Origin of the sequence: Burkholderia alba (assembly GCF_034721475.1) — a bacterium.
GTDB lineage: Bacteria > Pseudomonadota > Gammaproteobacteria > Burkholderiales > Burkholderiaceae > Burkholderia > Burkholderia alba.
This window is the reverse complement of record NZ_JAWJWL010000003.1, coordinates 154,687-171,353: the sequence shown is the minus strand read 5'-3', so window position 1 is coordinate 171,353 and position 16,667 is coordinate 154,687. Positions and strand designations below refer to the sequence as shown.

Sequence of the window (16,667 nt, the reverse complement as noted above, 5' to 3'; positions counted from 1 at the left end):
AGCGGCGCGCGCCGCCGCGATGTCGCGCACGCGATCGAGGAGGCCGAGCGCGACATCGCGCGGCTCGCGCAAGGCACGGGCGGCGCGCTGCGGATCGCGGTCGAATGCCATACCTGCTTCGACTGGCTGATGCCGGCGATGGACGCGTTCCGCCTGCGCTGGCCGGAAGTGGAACTCGATATCGTGTCGGGCTTTCATGCCGATCCGATCGGCCTGCTGCATCAGGACCGCGCCGATCTCGCGATCGTCGCCGAGGCCGATGCCGGCGAAGCGGTCGATTACCCTCCGCTGTTCCGTTTCCAGATCGTCGGGCTGGTCGGCAACGATCACGTGCTGGCGGGCAAGAGCGCGCTCGACGCGGACGATTTTCGCGACGAGACGCTGATCACCTATCCCGTGCCCGACGACATGCTCGACATCATGCGGCAGGTGCTCAAACCCGCCGGCATCGAGCCGAAGCGGCGCACGTCGGAGCTGACGGTCGCGATCCTGCACCTCGTCGTCAGCCGGCGCGGCGTCGCGGCGCTGCCGCTGTGGGCGGTCGCCACCTACCCGGACAAGCACTACGTGACCGCGCGCCCGGTCCGCCGCGCCGACGGCTCGACGCTGTCGGGCGAGCTCTACGCGGCGACGCTGCCCGCGTTTTCGACGCAGCCCTACGCCGCCGACTTCGTCGCGACGATGCGCGAGACCAGCGCGATCGCGCTGCCCGAGATCGAGCTTCTGTAAGGCGGCGCGCGGTCCCGACCGCGCGAAAACCCCGCGCCGGGGGGGTACGGCGAGTAAAATCCAGGTTGTTCCCGCATTCTTCTGCCTCCCGGAGTCACGCAATGTCCATTACCCGACGCACCACGCTGTCCAAATTCCTGATCGAACAGCAGCGTGCGACCAACAACCTCCCCGCCGACCTGCGCCTGTTGATCGAAGTGGTCGCGCGCGCCTGCAAGGCGATCAGCTACAACGTGTCGAAGGGTGCGCTGGGCGACGCGCTCGGCACCGCCGGCAGCGAAAACGTGCAAGGCGAAGTACAGAAGAAGCTCGACATCCTGTCGAACGAGATCCTGCTCGACGCGAACGAATGGGGCGGCAACCTCGCCGCGATGGCGTCGGAGGAAATGGAGACGTTCTTCCCGATTCCGGCCAACTATCCGCGCGGCGAGTACCTGCTGGTGTTCGATCCGCTCGACGGCTCGTCGAACATCGACGTGAACGTGTCGATCGGCACGATCTTCTCGGTGCTGCGCTGCCCGGACGGCAAGCAGGCGACCGAGGAATCGTTCCTGCAGCCCGGCACGGAGCAGGTCGCGGCCGGCTACGCGGTGTACGGCCCGCAAACGGTGTTCGTGCTGACCACCGGCAACGGCGTGAACTGCTTCACGCTCGATCGCGAAGTGGGCTCGTGGGTGCTCACGCAGAGCAACATGCAGATCCCGGCGGATACCCGCGAGTACGCGATCAACGCATCGAACGCCCGTCACTGGTACGACCCCGTGAAGCGCTACGTCGACGAGGTGAACGCCGGCACGGACGGCCCGCGCGGCGACAATTTCAATATGCGCTGGATCGCGTCGATGGTCGCGGATGTCCACCGTATCCTGAACCGCGGCGGCATCTTCATGTACCCGGCCGACAAGCGCACGCCGGATCGTCCGGGCAAGCTGCGGCTGATGTACGAAGCGAACCCGATGTCGTTCATCGTCGAGCAGGCGGGCGGCGCGGCGACGACCGGCGAAGGGCGGATTCTCGACGTCCAGCCGACCGGCCTGCACCAGCGCGTGCCGGTGATCCTCGGCTCGAAGAACGAGGTCGAGCGCGTCACCCGCTATCACCAGGAAGCGAAATAACGGCGGGCCGGCGGCGCCGGGCGGTCCTTCAGCGAGGATCGCCCGGTTTGACGAAAACAGGACGCCCCGCCCTGGCCGCGACGTTAAGAAGGTGAGAAATCCCGTCCGATCAAAGAGTTAGCGTGAATCTCGGCGGGACATCAAAAAATTTTCGCCGGGCCTATTGCCAAGCCATCAGATATCACCCTATAATTTCATTTCTCTGTTGCCGGAGTAGCTCAGTCGGTAGAGCAGCGCATTCGTAATGCGAAGGTCGGTGGTTCGATTCCTCTCTCCGGCACCAACAGAATTTAAGGGTTGCAGCGCGTATGCGCTGCAACCCTTTTCCATTTCTGCACGCCGGTTTATCCCGCATCGGCAACGCCGGATTTGATTCGTCCAATGGGTCGCCCCACCATCGACCGCGCGCGCCCGACGCGCCATGCCGACGCCTCAGCCTCCCCCACCACGCTACATTTCACCGCCCGCCGGACAACATTCGCGAACATCAATCGCTATCCGTCACGCCGAATCCCCCTCCATCGACACCGCCATTCACCCCCAATTGAATACGCGCCCGGCGAACCGGAATAAATCATCGCGATCGCAACGCGTCCGGTAAAACCGAAACACATCGCCATGAGCCGAACGGCAACGCATCGCGCAAGCCGACAACCCGATGGTGCGCACCATCGCGGAACCGGCCGGTTGCAACTCATTCCGACCCGCCGCCAATCCACGAGCCATTCACCGATTCGAAACGAAACAAACCATAATAGTCATTGAGGTTCCGTTTATAAAATGATTAGGACTATAAATAATTCGGAATTTTAAACTTATCTCGTTATACTTCCGGCGGTGAAAAATCGATTCGTGACAATGCCTCATTTCCCCTCGCCCCATTCCGAATTCCCGCAGCCGCCCCTTCAGACACCCGATAGCGCAACCTCGCGACGCGCGCCCCCCGAACTACGTTCACGCCGAACCTTCCTGGCCAGCCTGCTCGCCGGCGCGGGATCGCTGACGCTCGCCGGATGCGGCGGCGGTGACGGCTCGGGCAACGCCGCCGCATCGGCCGGTTCATCGAGCGGCAATGGAAACGGCAACAGCGCCGGCAATGGCGGCTCGACGGGCACCGGTACCGGTTCGACGGGCGGCAATGCCACGACAAACGGGGAATCGGCGTCCGGCACGACGTCGCCGCCCGTCGTCGCGCTGACGGACGGCGCCGGCCAGACATGGGCCCTGTCGCAAAGCCGGGTCCTGAACAACGGCGCGGACACGCACTTCCCGTCCGCCGCGACGCTGCTGCTCTACTGGAACCACGCCGTCTACGCCGAGAATACGGCGGGCCAATGGTGGCGCTATCAACAAGGCGGCTGGGTTGCCGCGTCGGACCCGCGCATCGGCAATCCGGCGCCGACGGCGCAGAAACTGTTCTACGGAATGAACGGCCACATGGCGTGGTCGGAGATGATCTACGCAAGCGTGCCCGCCGCGCAGCAACTGCAGATGCTGCGCGATCTCGGCGTCACGAACTACCGGGCGGACGTCGCGAGCGCCGGCATGGCGCAAACGCTCGCCGCCGCGCTCAACGGCGCGTTCGCCGGCAGCGGCGTCGCGATCCTGCCCTGCCTCAACCCGAGCGCAGCGCTGCGGCAGACTATGCCGGAAAGCGACGCCTATGCCGTCGGCTACCAGTTGGCGACGTCGGTCGCGACCGTGTTGAAGGGGCTCGTCAGCCATATCGAGTGCGGCAACGAACTCGACGCATACGGCCTCGTCACCGGCCTCGGTCCATCGCCCATCGACTACAACCCGGCCTACTGGCCGGCTTTCCGCGGCGCGATTCGCGGCATGATCGACGGTGTGCGAGCGGTCGATCCGACCATCAAGTGCGGCGTCAACGTCGGCATCCCGCTCGCCTACGGCGCGCTGCAGATGCTGTGGAACGGCATTCAGCCGGACGGGTCGGCGACCGGCCGGGGCGGTGCCGCACCGGTACGCTGGGATGTGACGATGTACCACTGGTACGAATCGTCGGGCAACATCGTGCGGGCCGGCCCGGCCGGCAATCACAACGTGCTGCAGATTCTCGCGGACTCGTTCGGCGTGCCGATCTGGCTGACCGAATGGGGCTTCAACTCGGACCAGGATACGTCCGACCAGCAGGTGGCCTACGTTACGCGCGCGCTGACCCAGTATTACGCGCTCCGTCAGCAGTACACCCTCGAATCGGTGATGCTCTACCAACTGATCGACATGCCGGGCAATCTGTTCGGTCTGGTCGGCACCGATGGCGTCACGAAGAAAGCCGCCTATGCCGCGTTCAAGAACTTCACGGCCGCGCATCCGGTGTGAATCACCCGATCGGACCGCGCGATGCGTCGTTCCGATTCGGGATTGCGCCTGTTGCCGGGCTGCGGAAATGACGACATCATTTCGTCATCCGACCGATATTCCTTACGCTTTCATTTCAGTGCGCATGTCGCAACGGATACACAAAAAACGTTTGGTAAATCCTGATAAGGATGCATAACATTACTTAACGATCCTGACCCGTCTATTGAAGTACATTGCGTGGGCGACGCTCTGGATCGGGACCCTATTCGTTTCGAGTTGCCGGTCAACCGCCCGACGTCGGTTCATTTGAAGAACTTCACAAGGAGAGGACCACCATGGCTCATGGCTTGATTATGTGGCTCATCATCGGCGCGATCGCCGGCTGGCTCGCCGGGTTGCTCGTCAAGGGCGGCGGCTTCGGCCTGATCGTCGACATCATTGTCGGCATCGTCGGCGCGATCATCGGCGGCTGGCTTGCCGGTCTGCTCGGCATCAGCATCGGCAGCGGCTTCATCGGGTCGATCATCGTCGCCGTGATCGGTGCCGTGATCCTGCTGTTCGTCATCCGGCTATTCAAGCGGGCGGCCTGACGCTTCACACCCGGCGCGCCCTTCCCGGCCGCCGGGTTTTCGTTTCATCCGCTTCGGCGGCGCGGCGCTTTTCCAGCAGGAAATCGATGAACGCGCGCAGCTTGAGCGGCATCTGTGCACGACTCGCCGTGTACAGATAGAAGCCCGGAAAACGCGGGCTCCACGACGCCAGCACCCGGACGAGCCTGCCGTCGGCAAGCTGCTCGCGGATGTACCCGTCGATCACGTGCAGCAGGCCCACTCCAGCCTCCGCCGCCCTCACCATCGTGCGCAGATCGTTGGTGACGAAGCTGCCGCGCGTCCTCACATCGAAGATCCGCGCCGGCTGATCCGGTTGCGCGAACTCCCATCGATACAACCCGCCCTTCGTCGCGAAACGGTAGTGCAGGCAGTCGTGCCCGGCCAGATCGTCCGGCGTGCGCGGTGCCGGACAGCGTGCGAAATACGCGGGCGAGCCCGCCACGGCAATCCGGATCTCGTGCGACAGCGGCACCGCCACCATGTCCTGCGCCACGCTTTCGCCCAGACGGATCCCCGCATCGAAGCCTTCCCCGACGACATCCGCGAAACCGTCGTCGAGCGTCAGCTCGAGCGCCACATGCGGATAGCGCTGCCGGAATTCCGCCAGATGCGGCAACACCAGCAGCTCGCAAGCGACGCGCGGCAGGTTGATCCGCAGCGTGCCGCTCGGATGCTCGCGGGTTTCGTCGAGCGCGCCGAACGCAGCGTCGAGCAGCGCCAGCGCGGGCTTCACCCGCTCCAGGAACTGAGCACCGGCCTCGGTGAGCGCGACGCGCCGCGTGGTGCGATGAAAGAGCCGGATGTCGAGTTGCGTTTCCAGCGCACGCACGGTTTGCGACAGCGCGGACGCCGACACGCCGCTTTCCCCCGCCGCGCGGGTAAAGCTGCCGTGCCGCGCGACATTCGCGAACGCGACCAGCGCGGGCAATTGGGCCGGATCCATGAACGCTCCAATTATGAAGCCAAGCTTCACAATACGTTTAGATAGATACCATTTTTCCACACAACGAACGCGGGCACGATAGGGGCGTTCGCTGTTCGTCTTCACGGAAAAAGGAGCCTGTCATGACGATCGACCGCTACGCCCTGCTCGGCCGCTCCGGCCTGCGCGTTTCTCCTCTCGCGCTCGGCGCGATGACGTTCGGCACCGAATGGGGCTGGGGCGTCGATGCCGCCGAAGCGCGGCGTCTGTTCGACCTGTACGTGGATGCCGGCGGCAATTTCGTCGACACCGCGGATCTCTACACCGGCGGCACGAGCGAAACGCTGGTGGGCCGCTTCATCGCCGAGCGCGGCCTGCGCGAGCGCATCGTGCTCGCGACCAAGTACGGCTACAACGCGGAACCGGGCAATCCGAACGCGGGCGGCAACCATCGCAAGAACCTGCTGCGCGCGCTCGACGGCTCGCTGAAGCGGCTCGGCACCGACTACATCGATCTCTACTACCTGCATACGTGGGACCGGATGACGCCCGTCGACGAAGTGATGCGCGCGATGGACGATGCGGTGCGCGCCGGCAAAATCCGCTACGTCGGGCTGTCCGATACGCCCGCCTGGTACGCCGCGCGCGCGCAGACGCTCGCCGACTGGCGCGGCTTCGAACCCGTCGCGGCGATGCAGCTCGAATACTCGCTGATCGAGCGGCATCCCGAACTCGAGTTCGCCGACCTGTCCGCGAATCTCGGGATGGGACTCGTGCCGTGGAGCCCGCTCGGGATGGGGGTGCTGTCCGGCAAGTACAAACCGTCGCAAGGCGGCATCACGGGGAGCGGCCGGCTGGGCGCGCTCGCGTCCGCGCCGCCGCCGGGATTCGACAAGCTCACCGAGCGCAATTTCCGCATCGTCGCCGAGCTCGAACAGGTCGCGCACGAAGCGGGCCGCCCGATGGCGCAGGTCGCGCTGAACTGGCTGCATCGCAAACGCGGGGTGGCAAGCATCATCGTCGGCGCGACCCGAGCGTCGCAGTTACAGGAATCGCTCGGCGCGCTCGATTTCACGCTCGAGCCGGCGCTGGCGGCCCGGCTCGACGCGGTGTCCGCGCCCGCTCGGCCATTCCCGTACTACATGTTTGCCGATGGGCATCAGGCACGGATTCACGGCCAGGTCGCAGTCGCGGACAAGCCCGCGGAATTCGACCGGCCCGTCACCGTCCCCGCACCCGCCGCGCAGTCCGACGCCTAACGCGCTCCGCCGGCCTGCCATGCATCGAGCGTTGCAGGCGCAAGCAGGCCGCTCTGCGCGCGTCGCACACCATCGGCGCCGATCCACAGCGTGCGCGGCAATTCACCGCGCCAGCCGGGATCGAGCGCCGCGCGCAAACGCTCCGGCATCGGCTCGGCATTCGCGTACTGCGCGACCGTCGCCGGCAGCTGCATCTGCGCGAGCGCCTGCGTCAGCATCGATGCGTTGTCGTCGATCGCATCCATCGCGACCATCGCGAGCCTCACCTGCGGATGCTGCCGCTGCCAAGCCACCAGATGCGCGGCGTTCTCGCGGCAATACCCGCAATCGAGCGACCACACCTCGACCAGCAACGGTGCGCCGTGTCCGCTCGCGAGCAGCCCGGCCACCTGCGCCGCGCGCAGCGGCTGCGGCTCGGCCGCATGCACCGCGGCCCCCGACGCGACGGCCAGTACTGTCGGGACGAGCACGGCAAGCTTCCTCGTCAGCCGCTTCATTGCCCCGCCTCCACGTCGATCAGCCGATAGCCGTCGTTGCGCGTTCGCCACGACAGGTACACGCGCCCTCCGTCGCTCAGCAGCTGCGGGTTGTCGCTCGCGCCCGAGGTCTGCGCCAGCGTGCGCGGCGCACTCCAGTGCGCGCCGCCGTCGTCCGAGCGGCGCAGCTTGATCCGCACCGTATCGTCGTCGAACGCCTTCCACGCGAGCCACAGCGTGTTGCGCTGCGCGAGCAGCGCCGCATGCGACGCCTGCTCCGCCGGTGCGGCCGGGTTGTCGCCGAACGCCCACGCGGCGCCGACCGGCTTGCCGCGCTCGTCGAGCCGCGAATAGAACACGTCGGCCTTGCCGTCCACCACGCCGAACCAGGCGAGATGGCGAATACCGTCGGGCGTCACCGCGATCGCGGGGCCGTGTTCGGGACAGGCTTCGACATGCCAGTTCGAGAAGGTCGCGCGCACCGGCTCGACCGGCACGCCGGACGACGCGGGCAGCACGGCCAGCGCGTGATCGCGGATCTGGCCCGGGAACACGTTGCGCCAGACCGCCTGCACGCGCCCCTGAGGATCGACCGTCATGCCGATCCGGCAGCATTCGCAGGTGTGATCGGCCACCTTGCGCTCGGGTTCGAACGTCGCGCCGCCGTCGGCGGACACCGCGTAATACACGGCCGCCCCATCGTACGGCTTGCCTGTCTGCTTCGCCGCGACGAGATCGCGCTTGTCGATCCAAGCGACGAAGATGCGGCCCTGCGTGTCGACCGTCATCATGTCGAAGCGGTGCGTGATCGCCTGCCGGTCGCGATGCACGGTCACGGGCACCGACCAGGTCGCGCCGCCGTCGAGCGAACGCGAAAAGCGCACCATCCCCGTATACGGCGCGTCGAGCGGCATCGACCAGGTCAGGTAGATCGCCCGCCCATCGGGACTCGCCGCGACTTTCGGACGATTCTCCGCGCTCGTGTAGATCGGCTCGGGCAGCGCATTGGCGGTCACGGGGGCGGACAGCGTGCGCCCCGCGTCGTCGGAATGCGCGACCATCACGTGCTGCCCCTCGACCCAGGCGACCCACAACCGGTGTTTCGGGTCGAACGCGGCGCCCGTCGCGAGCGGCGTCTTCTGCGCCGTCGCCCCCATGTTCATGCTCATGTGCGCGGCATGCGAATCGGCCCCGCTCGCCGCGCCGGCCGGTTCGTGCGCGTGCGCCGCCCACGCCAGCGCGAGCGCGGCCAGGCCCGCGCTCAATGTTTTCACAGCTGCCATTTCAACTCTCCATAGAAGGTGCGGCCAGGGTACGGGTGAAAAACGTAGTAGCGGCGGTCGGTCACGTTGTCGATGCCGACCGCCGCGAGCCAATGCCGGTCGAACCGGTAGCGCGCCTTCAGGTCGACGACCGTGAACGAGCTGGTGCCGCCGTACACGTTCGGGTTCACGTCGCTGTTGTCGAGCGTGTTGTACTGACGCGCGGAATAGCGGACGCCGATGCTCGTCATCCAGTGCTCGTCGAAGCGATAGGACGCGAGCAGATTCGCGCGCATCCGGGGAATACGCGGCCAGCGCTGCCCGACGTAGCCGGGATTCGCCGCGTCGGCCAGCGTCTGCGCGCGGGTGGCGGACACGTTCGCGTCGACGTCGAGCCCCTTCAGCAGCACATCCTGCCCCGAAAACGCGAGTTCGACGCCGCGTACCCGGACCCGGTCGACGTTCGAGATGTTCGTGTAGGTCGCGGCGCCCGCCACCGTCGTCTGGCTGTAGATCGAATTGCGCAGGTCGCTCTGGAACAAGCTCGCGCGCACGACGCCCACGCCGACGTCGCGCTCGGCCGTGAAGTCCCAGTCGATCGCCTTTTCCGGTTTGAGGTTCGGATTGTTGTTGACGATCGCGTTGTTCGAGATCGTGCCCTGGAACAGCTCGGCGACGGTCGGGAAGCGCGTTCCGGTCGCGAACGACAGACGGAACAGCCATGCGTCGGTCGCCTGCCACTGCACCGCGACTTTCGGCGACAGCGCGTTCGCGCCGCGCTCCGCATAAGGCAGCGTCGAACCGGCATTGCCCAGCGCGCCGTTGTACGCATCCCAGCGCTCGTAGCGCAGCCCGAGCGTCGCAAGCCAGCCGGGCGCGAATCGCCACGCATCCTGCGCGTACACGGCCTGGGTGCGCGTGTTGCCCTGGTAGGCGCTCGCCAGCGTCGTCGCCGTCGCGGTCTGCCAGTTCGGCGTGTTGTAGGTGGCGTTGCGCAGGAAATACGTGTCGAAGTGATAGCCGAACGTGAACGTATGCCCCTTCACGTCGGGCGACACCGCCTGCAGGTCGGCCGTGCGCCAGCCGGTGCCGTCGCCGTGGAACACCGTGCCGGGCGCGCCTTGCCAGGCAGCGGGCGGCGGGCTCGACGACGCACGCAGCACGTCGCGCGACACATCGTAGGCGGACACGGTGCCCGACAGCTTCCAGCCGAACGACAGCCGCGCCTCCAGCCCGAGCGCGTATAGCCAGTTCTCCTGGTCGCCGCTTTGCGGCGCGAACGCGCCCGGCGCCACCGTGTAGTTCTGCCCGCCGATCGACACGTTGCCGCCATACACGGGGTTGCCCGCCGCATCGCGCAGGAACGTCGCGCCCTGCTGCCGGTAGTGGTTCTCCCAGTGTCCGAGCGTGACGGTCGCGTCGAGGTGATCGGTCAGCGCATAGCCCATGCGCAGCGTCTCGTTGATCTGCTCGGTGCGCTCGACCGTCTGCGCGCCGACGATGGTGCGTGGCCGCCCGTTCGGCCCGAGGTCGGTCACGGCGCCCGTCACCGGCACCGGCGCGCCGAGCCGCGGGTTGTACGCGGCGTTCGGGCCGGCGTACTGCATCGGCTGGCTGTTGTTCTCGAGCCGGTCGAGCGACAGCGCGAACCAGAAGCGCCCGATCCGGTTCGCCACGCGTGCCGTCTGATGATTGCCGCCGTAGCTGTCGGCAAAACCGTAGCCGTCGTGATAGCGCTGCGTGAAGAACTGCGTGGACAGCGACGCTTCCAGCTGTGTCGGCTTGCGCGTCGTGATCTGCACGGTCGAGCCGATCGAGTTGCCCGGATACAGCGCGGAAAAAGGGCCGTACAGCACGTCGGCCCGCGCGATGTCGTCCGGCTGGATCAGCGACCAGCGCGGCGGATACGCATAGCTCGAACCCAGCAGGTTCGACAGCAGCAGGCCGTCCGCATAGACCAGCCCGCGGGCGCTCTGCAGTTCGTTGAAATCGCGGCCGGCGAACACGGCGTTCCGGTCGCCGATGTAGCGCCGGCGCACCATCAGGTTCGGCGCGTACTTGAGCGCGTCCTCGGTCGTGACAGTGGTATGCGAGTCGATCTGCTCGCGGCTGATCGACTCGACGACGCCCGGCGTGTCGGGCGCGAAAGCGGGACGCTGCGCGGTCACGCTCACCGCTTGCAAGGTTTTCCCGGAGGCGGTCAACGCATGGGCGGCGTCATTCGTTGGATCGGTAAGCGGCAGCGGCGCGTCGCTCGACGCGGCGAACGCGGCCGGACCGGCGAACGCCGCGACGCACGCGACGGCGAGCTGCCGGCGCGGTCGACGCGCAGCAGAAACGGTAAGCATGTAAAGGACATCCTGATAAACGTGATCGGCTGTTCGCCGCGCACGCGGTGCACCGCAGCAATCCACGCGGAATGCGGAATGCGGCGGCCATGCGGCGAGCGGCGACGCGCACGGCTCCGAAGAGCGCGAGCGCACGGAAGTCAGATCGACGTGAGGTCAGGCGGGGCGCGCGGCTGGGCGATGCGGACGCCGCGACGCGAGTAGACAGGTTGCCGCGCGATGCGGATTGTGTAGGCAAACGCGCGGACGCATACCGGCAGCTCGGGCACACTGCCGCCGAGCGCGACATTGGCGGCAAAGCCGGGGCAGTACACGCAGTGCGGGACGTTCGCGTGCGACAGCGGTGCGCCGTCGCGGTCGGTGTCGCCGGTGACGACGACTCGCTTCGCGCCCGCTGCGCTGCACAATTCGAGCGTGAAGAGACCCGCGGGCGACGCGGCCAGACGCGCGTAGCCGATGACGGGCGACAGTACGTTGAGTACCAGCGCCAGCCAGAGGAGGCTCATCCATCGCGTCGTACGTTTCATCGCGGCTCGAGAAAAGAGCGCGCAGTATAAAACAGGAATCCGGCCGGCGATTCGGCGGCCGGCGATCGCAGGACCTCGCTCGCGGTGGATCGTCTCGAGACACAGCGTGTGCCGTTTAAGCAACAAAGACAAATTGAAACGATTGGACGCTGGCGCAAATCAAAGCGAGCGATCGATAATCGAATCACCCCAAGGAGAATGATCATGGACGAAAAACCGACCCGCATCCCACCTCCCGAGAAGGTGATGAGCCCGGATCCGGAACCCGTGGCCGTCGAGTTTCTGGCCGAACTGCCGGACCACGTGCGTGCGTTCTTCGACGAACAGCACAAGCTGTGCTCGCCGAAGTGACCGCTCGTTCCGATACGGCGCATTCAGGCCTGTGAACCGTCGCGTGTTCGCGAACGATTCCGTGCGGTCTTCCGCCCTCTTGCTCCGGCAAGCCACCGTTCGAAACCCGGGCCGTCTCGGCCAGGCGGGTTGGAGCGGTCACGTCCGTTGATCTCCCGCTTGCGCCGCGTCGCTGCGCAACGTCTTCGCTTATCCTTCGGTTTTTAACTCTCCGGCCCCGCGCCGGCATGTCCGCCCTTCCATGAAACGATCGATTCGCGCGAGCCTCGCCGCCGCGTCGCTGGGTCTCGCGCTACTGGCCGCCCCGCGCCTTGCCGCCGCCGACGGCGACGACACCTCGCTCACCAATCTCGTCGCGCTCGCCTCGCAGCGGCTCGCGCTCGCCGAACCCGTGGCTCGCTGGAAGTGGGCCAATCACAAGCCGATTTCGGATCCGCAGCGGGAAGCCGAACTGCTCGCCGGCGTCGAGAAGCGCGCGACGGCAAGCGGCATCGACCCGGCCTATGCCCGCGCTTTCTTCGAGGATCAGATCGCCGCCAGCAAGATGGTGCAGAACGCGCTGTTCGCGAACTGGCGCGCGACCCGGCCGCCGGAAGGCGCGGCCCCCGATCTGGCGACCAGCACGCGTCCGCAGCTCGATCGCCTGACCCAATCGATGCTCGCGGGTCTCGCGCGCGCGGCGCCGGTGCGCGACGCACCCGATTGCCCGTCTCGCCTCGCACGCAGCATCGCTAACTGGAAAACGCTGACGCGTTACGACTCCAGCCAATCGGCCGCGCTGAACACCGCGCTGTCGCACGTGTGCTCGGCGGGCGGCGCAAGCATGGTCGGCTGAGGCCGCGCTCAGGCGGCGGGTACGGCGGGCGTCAGGGGGATCAACTGCAGGCCGCGCGCCAGATGCATCTGCAGGATGCGATGTGTCGCCGGCTCGAACGACGGCTCGCCCGCGCCGGCCCCGCCGCTCGCCAGCACGGCGGCTTGCACGATCGACGGCGCGGCGCCGAGGTAGCACCAACGGTCGATCACATGAAACAGGCTCGTCGTTCCACGCTCCTCGAACGCGACCGGGCCGTCGAACGGCCATTGCGCCGATGCGATGCGACGTTTCGCCCCCGTGCCGGCCGCCTTGCGATTGAACTGCGGCGCCAGTTCGGCGATCCACGCGGCCTCGACCAACATCGCGCCCAATTCGCCGGCCGTCTCGCGCCAGTCGACGCGCCGCACCTGCTCGGCGATCCGCAGTTCTTTCGCCGACCGCCGCTCACCGGTCAGGAGCGCCCTCAGGCGCTGCCGTACCCGGACGCTGCGCGCCACGTAAAGGGGCACATCGTCGTCGCCGAACAACGCGTAGGCGCCGTGCCCAGCCGGGGCCGTTTCCAGATAATCCTCGGTCAGGCCGCCCGCGAGCTGGTAGCGGCGAGTCGTGCGCGCGATCTGTTCGCGCAGCCGCTCGACCGGCACGTCGTCGTGCAGGCGCCGCCAGAATTGCCAGATGAGATCCGCGTCGGCAAGCGCCCGATGGCGGGCGGACGGCACCAGAGCGTACCGCTCGATCAGCGCATCGAGCCCATGACGCGATTCGCGCGGGAACAGCGCCCGGGACAAACGCACCGTGCACAGCACGTCGGGATTGAACGCAAGCCCCGCCCGCTGGAACTCGGCGCGCAGGAACCCTCGGTCGAAACTCGCGTTGTGCGCGATGAACAGCTTGCCGTCGAGGCGCTCGAACAGCGTCGGCGCCAGCGCGGCGAAGGTCGGCGCAGTCCGCACCATGGCATCGCTGATGCCGGTGAGCTGCTGAATGAAGGGAGGGATCGATTGCTGCGGATTGACGAGCGAGGTCCACGTCGACACACCCTGCGCGCTGACTTCGACGACGCCGATTTCGGTGATGCGATGCTCGGCGGCCGAACCGCCGGTGGTTTCGAGATCGACGAAAACGAGCGGCGCGTCGATCGCCGGAATGGACAATTGCGATTCGGACATGGGTAGCAAAAGGCGGCGCTTCCTGTTCTTGCAGTATGCGCCGAGATCATTCACGGCGCCGAAGCCCGAATTCTACCTGTCATAAAAACCAAAGCCCCCGCCTGGGCGGGGGCTCGCACGGCCCTCTGTGCGATTCCGGCGGTCAAAGCGCCTGGATATTCGCGGCTTGCTTGCCCTTCGGGCCGGTTTTTACTTCGAACGACACACGTTGATTCTCTTTCAAGGTTTTGAAGCCATCCATCTTGATTTCAGAGAAATGGGCAAACAAATCCTCACCACCATTGTCCGACGTAATAAAGCCGAAGCCCTTAGCATCGTTAAACCATTTCACGATACCGGTATCCATATTCCTAGTTCCCCACTAAATTTAAATAAATCGGGCTGCGCCCTTATGCCGTCACTAAAAATCCCCTGTCTCCCCCACCCCGTTCCCGGCGTGCAGAATGCACCTGAGGCTTAGTGCTGCTTTTATAAATTGGACGATCCAATTCAGTCAAGAAAATTTTTGATGTCGCCTTATGCAAATTGATGTGGGTACAACTGGAATCGGTACACTTGCAGCGAAAGATTAATAACTTGCAACGACACCTGTCACTATTACCGGGTGCAAACGAGCAGAATATTTGAAAGCAAGATCTACCGGGCATGGGCGAAATGCGGGATTGGCTTGGTATTTTTCCCGGTTGCGGACGGCGGTCGCTTTTGCGATGCTGATGGTCGCCTCGATGGCGCAGGAGAGTGTGATGCTGGACGGAATCAAACGCTTCGCCCACCGGCTTGGTTTCACGCGCCGCAAGGAAGTGCCGGATCGTGCGCCTGCAGCATCGACGTCGTTCGACTCCGACTTCGATACGTCATGGCACGGCGATCACTGGCAGAACCTGCTCGCGTCGCCGCTCGATGCCCGGCACTACGTGATGGAAGACTGGGCGCAGCCCACGATGCCCGTTCGCGACGAAGCGGACACGCCGCAACCCCGCCGCCGACATCGCTGGTACGAACAATAAGCGCGGCTCGGGCAAAAAAAAGCGCGACTGGGAAGTCGCGCCGACAAAGGTTTGGAGATCTTTTCCGTCAACGAAAAAGTCTGCTTCGGAAAGCAGAGAGTGCAGTATAACGACTTGGCATCCTTTCATTAGCCATGCTCTGCACAAACCTCTATTGCCGAAGCGTCAACAATCTGATCTTTAGCCGATACCCTTCGCACCAAACCATCGCGAAGTTGTCGCCGCAACGCAACGCCAACACTTGTTCGACATTCTCAAAATAGCTCCTGGAACACCGCTTCCCCTTGTCCGGGAAGGGTTTCAGGAACTTCTCGAACTATTGCGCAATCTTAAATTAGCTATTGCTTAAACTGCATCCAGCAGTTTTTGGCGGTGCTCTTTACACTCCAACAGGCTTGGAGACAGGCGCGTCGACGCGCCGATACAAATCCCAGCCGGCCCCCTTCTCTCGCACGGCCGGCCTGGAAGAATCCAACAGCAGGTTCGATCACCATCCATCCTGTTTCGCACGGAGATATATCAATGAAAAAGACTCTCATCGTTGCAGCCCTTTCCGGAGTATTCGCCAGCGCAGCGTACGCACAGAGCAGCGTGACGCTGTACGGCCTGATCGACGCCGGCATCACCTACACCAACAACCAGCACGGCCACAGCGCCTGGCAGGAAACGAGCGGCTCGGTCAACGGCAGCCGTTGGGGCCTGCGTGGCGCGGAAGATCTCGGCGGTGGCCTGAAAGCGATCTTCGTGTTGGAAAACGGCTTCGGCATCAATAACGGCACGCTCAAGCAAAGCGGCCGCGAATTCGGCCGCCAGGCTTTCGTGGGGTTGTCGCAAGATCAATTCGGCTCGCTGACGCTGGGCCGCCAGTACGACAGCGTGGTCGACTATCTCGGCCCGCTGTCGCTGACGGGCACGCAGTACGGCGGCACGCAGTTCGCCCACCCGTTTGACAACGACAACCTGAATAACTCGATCCGGATCAACAATTCGATCAAGTATCAGAGCGTCAACTACGGCGGCTTCAAGTTCGGCGCGCTGTATGGATTCTCGAATTCGACCGACTTCGCGAACAACCGCGCGTACAGCGTCGGTGCGTCGTACAGCTACGCCGGCTTCAATGTCGCGGCCGGCTACCTGCAGTTGAACAACAACCCGAGCGCCCTCGCGCAGACCGCGGCATCGCCGGGCGCCGTCACGGGCGAGTGGACCTTCGCGGCGGCCCGTCAGCGCACCTGGGGCGCCGGCCTGAACTACGCGTTCGGCCCCGCGGTGGCCGGCTTCGTGTTCACGCAGACGCGTCTGACCAACTCGGTCGGCATCAACGGGAGCCAGGCGGGTACGTCGAGCAACATCGGTCTGAACGGCGACACGCGCTTCAACAACTACGAAGTGAACGGTCGCTACTCGTTCACGCCGGCCTGGAGCCTGGCCGCGTCGTACACGTACACCGACGGCCGGCTGAACGGCGCGAGCCCGAAGTGGAACCAGGTCAACCTGCAGACCGCCTATGCGCTGTCGAAGCGCACCGACGTCTACCTGCAGGGCGAGTACCAGAAGATCAGCCCGGACGGCACGGGCATCGGCGCAAGCCTCAACGGCATCGGCGCGATGTCGTCGACCGACAAGCAGATTTCCGTCACGGCGGGCCTGCGTCACCGCTTCTGATCGCGTTCGAACAGGCTGCCGCCAGCCAACGAAAAGCGCCCCTCCGGGGCGCTTTTTTTATCCGCCGCGGACGGCGAGGCGTACCGG

The 16,667-nt window shown here is 65.3% G+C and carries 15 protein-coding genes, 1 tRNA gene and 1 pseudogene; 10 read left to right on the top strand and 7 right to left on the bottom strand.

Annotation, left to right across the window (positions count from 1 at the left end):
• Window positions 1–21: 21 nt before the first annotated feature.
• From RZR99_RS04210 to RZR99_RS04190, 5 genes and pseudogenes are all read left to right on the top strand, one after another.
• A pseudogene (locus RZR99_RS04210) lies at window positions 22–729 on the top strand (LysR substrate-binding domain-containing protein); the annotation flags it as partial.
• A 101-nt stretch (window positions 730–830) separates the two neighbouring features.
• Window positions 831–1,844: a class 1 fructose-bisphosphatase gene (locus RZR99_RS04205; protein ID WP_323118478.1), complete on the top strand. Its 1,014-nt coding sequence runs from the start codon at window positions 831–833 to the stop codon at window positions 1,842–1,844.
• Window positions 1,845–2,051: 207 nt separating this feature from the next.
• Window positions 2,052–2,127, top strand: a tRNA-Thr gene (locus tag RZR99_RS04200).
• Window positions 2,128–2,702: 575 nt separating this feature from the next.
• On the top strand, window positions 2,703–4,184 hold the full coding sequence (locus RZR99_RS04195; RefSeq protein WP_323118477.1) for a glycosyl hydrolase: 1,482 nt from the start codon (window positions 2,703–2,705) through the stop codon (window positions 4,182–4,184).
• Between the two features lie 317 nt (window positions 4,185–4,501).
• On the top strand, window positions 4,502–4,756 hold the full coding sequence (locus RZR99_RS04190; RefSeq protein WP_323118476.1) for a GlsB/YeaQ/YmgE family stress response membrane protein: 255 nt from the start codon (window positions 4,502–4,504) through the stop codon (window positions 4,754–4,756).
• 4 nt (window positions 4,757–4,760) lie between these two features.
• Here the strand turns inward: RZR99_RS04190 and RZR99_RS04185 are convergent, their stop codons facing one another.
• Window positions 4,761–5,720: a LysR family transcriptional regulator gene (locus RZR99_RS04185; RefSeq protein WP_323118475.1), complete on the bottom strand. Its 960-nt coding sequence runs from the start codon at window positions 5,718–5,720 to the stop codon at window positions 4,761–4,763.
• Window positions 5,721–5,842: 122 nt separating this feature from the next.
• On the opposite strand from RZR99_RS04185, the gene RZR99_RS04180 reads away from it, so the two are divergent.
• Window positions 5,843–6,958, top strand: a complete 1,116-nt coding sequence (locus RZR99_RS04180) for an aldo/keto reductase (RefSeq protein ID WP_323118474.1) — start codon at window positions 5,843–5,845, stop codon at window positions 6,956–6,958.
• Here RZR99_RS04180 and RZR99_RS04175 read toward each other — a convergent pair.
• The 4 genes from RZR99_RS04175 to RZR99_RS04160 form a co-directional block, all read right to left on the bottom strand.
• Window positions 6,955–7,455: a TlpA disulfide reductase family protein gene (locus tag RZR99_RS04175; RefSeq protein WP_323118473.1), complete on the bottom strand. Its 501-nt coding sequence runs from the start codon at window positions 7,453–7,455 to the stop codon at window positions 6,955–6,957. The genes RZR99_RS04180 and RZR99_RS04175 overlap by 4 nt on opposite strands.
• Window positions 7,452–8,717 carry a sialidase family protein gene (locus RZR99_RS04170; RefSeq protein WP_323118472.1) on the bottom strand — a complete coding sequence of 422 codons (1,266 nt, stop codon included), beginning with the start codon at window positions 8,715–8,717 and terminating at the stop codon, window positions 7,452–7,454. The genes RZR99_RS04175 and RZR99_RS04170 overlap by 4 nt, the downstream gene beginning before the upstream one ends.
• Complete coding sequence (locus RZR99_RS04165; protein WP_323118471.1) at window positions 8,705–11,044, bottom strand: TonB-dependent receptor; 2,340 nt, start codon at window positions 11,042–11,044, stop codon at window positions 8,705–8,707. The genes RZR99_RS04170 and RZR99_RS04165 overlap by 13 nt, the downstream gene beginning before the upstream one ends.
• A 140-nt stretch (window positions 11,045–11,184) precedes the next feature.
• Window positions 11,185–11,571, bottom strand: a complete 387-nt coding sequence (locus RZR99_RS04160; protein WP_323118470.1) for a DUF2946 domain-containing protein — start codon at window positions 11,569–11,571, stop codon at window positions 11,185–11,187.
• Window positions 11,572–11,775: 204 nt separating this feature from the next.
• Here RZR99_RS04160 and RZR99_RS04155 point away from each other — a divergent pair, with 204 nt between their 5' ends.
• The gene (locus RZR99_RS04155; protein ID WP_323118469.1) at window positions 11,776–11,922 is read left to right on the top strand and encodes a hypothetical protein; all 147 of its coding nucleotides are present in this window, start codon (window positions 11,776–11,778) and stop codon (window positions 11,920–11,922) included.
• A gap of 241 nt (window positions 11,923–12,163) precedes the next feature.
• Window positions 12,164–12,757, top strand: a complete 594-nt coding sequence (locus RZR99_RS04150) for a chorismate mutase (protein ID WP_323118468.1) — start codon at window positions 12,164–12,166, stop codon at window positions 12,755–12,757.
• 8 nt (window positions 12,758–12,765) lie between these two features.
• Here the strand turns inward: RZR99_RS04150 and RZR99_RS04145 are convergent, their stop codons facing one another.
• Both RZR99_RS04145 and RZR99_RS04140 read right to left on the bottom strand, forming a co-directional pair.
• Complete coding sequence (locus RZR99_RS04145) at window positions 12,766–13,908, bottom strand: exonuclease domain-containing protein (RefSeq protein WP_323118467.1); 1,143 nt, start codon at window positions 13,906–13,908, stop codon at window positions 12,766–12,768.
• A 142-nt stretch (window positions 13,909–14,050) separates the two neighbouring features.
• Complete coding sequence (locus tag RZR99_RS04140) at window positions 14,051–14,254, bottom strand: cold-shock protein (RefSeq protein ID WP_010105623.1); 204 nt, start codon at window positions 14,252–14,254, stop codon at window positions 14,051–14,053.
• A gap of 397 nt (window positions 14,255–14,651) precedes the next feature.
• Here RZR99_RS04140 and RZR99_RS04135 point away from each other — a divergent pair, with 397 nt between their 5' ends.
• Together RZR99_RS04135 and RZR99_RS04130 are read left to right on the top strand one after the other, a co-directional pair.
• Entirely contained in the window at window positions 14,652–14,915 is a 264-nt protein-coding gene (locus RZR99_RS04135; protein ID WP_323118466.1) for a hypothetical protein, read from the top strand.
• Between the two features lie 522 nt (window positions 14,916–15,437).
• The gene (locus RZR99_RS04130; protein ID WP_323118465.1) at window positions 15,438–16,580 is read left to right on the top strand and encodes a porin; all 1,143 of its coding nucleotides are present in this window, start codon (window positions 15,438–15,440) and stop codon (window positions 16,578–16,580) included.
• The last annotated feature ends 87 nt before the right edge of the window (window positions 16,581–16,667 follow it).